The 506-nt window shown below is 62.3% G+C and carries 1 protein-coding gene; it reads right to left on the bottom strand.

Annotated features, from left to right (window positions below):
* Positions 1 to 112 precede the first annotated feature (112 nt).
* A partial coding sequence (gene def / locus D1614_RS29095) for a peptide deformylase (protein ID WP_119440554.1) occupies positions 113 to 506 on the bottom strand: 394 nt, incomplete at its 5' end.

The following is a 506-nucleotide window of genomic DNA, read 5'->3' as shown; positions in this document are numbered from 1 at the left end:
GACCGGAACATAATTCGAACGGCAAGCGTAGGACAGCGCGAATTTCCGCCGCCCACGCAAAAGCCGCGGACGTTTCCGCCCGCGGCTCGCGATTGCACGGGAATGCGCCGGCTCAGGCCGCGGCGCGGCGCGCCTTGTTGAGCTTCTTGAGGATCATGTCGCGCTTCAGCCGCGAGAGATGATCGATGAAGACGATGCCCTGAAGATGATCGATCTCGTGCTGGATGCAGGTGGCATAGAGCCCATCGGCATCCTCCTCGTGGATCTTGCCGTCGATATCCATGAAGCGCACGCGCACCCGCGCCGGCCGCTCGACCTCTTCGTAGTATTCCGGGATCGAGAGACAGCCTTCTTCGTAAACCGAAAGCTCCTCGGACGATGACAGGATTTCCGGATTGATGAAAACGCGCGGCTCCTTTTCCCCCTCCTTCTTGGAGAGGTCCATGGTGATCAGCCGCAGCGGCACCGCGACCTGGATCGCGGCGAGGCCGATGCCCGGCGCGTCG

The organism is Maribellus luteus (assembly GCF_003576475.1).
Classification (GTDB): Bacteria; Bacteroidota; Bacteroidia; order Bacteroidales; family Prolixibacteraceae; genus Draconibacterium; species Draconibacterium luteum.
The sequence above is the reverse complement of the archived record's forward strand: the minus strand, read 5'-3'. Positions and strand labels throughout refer to the sequence as shown.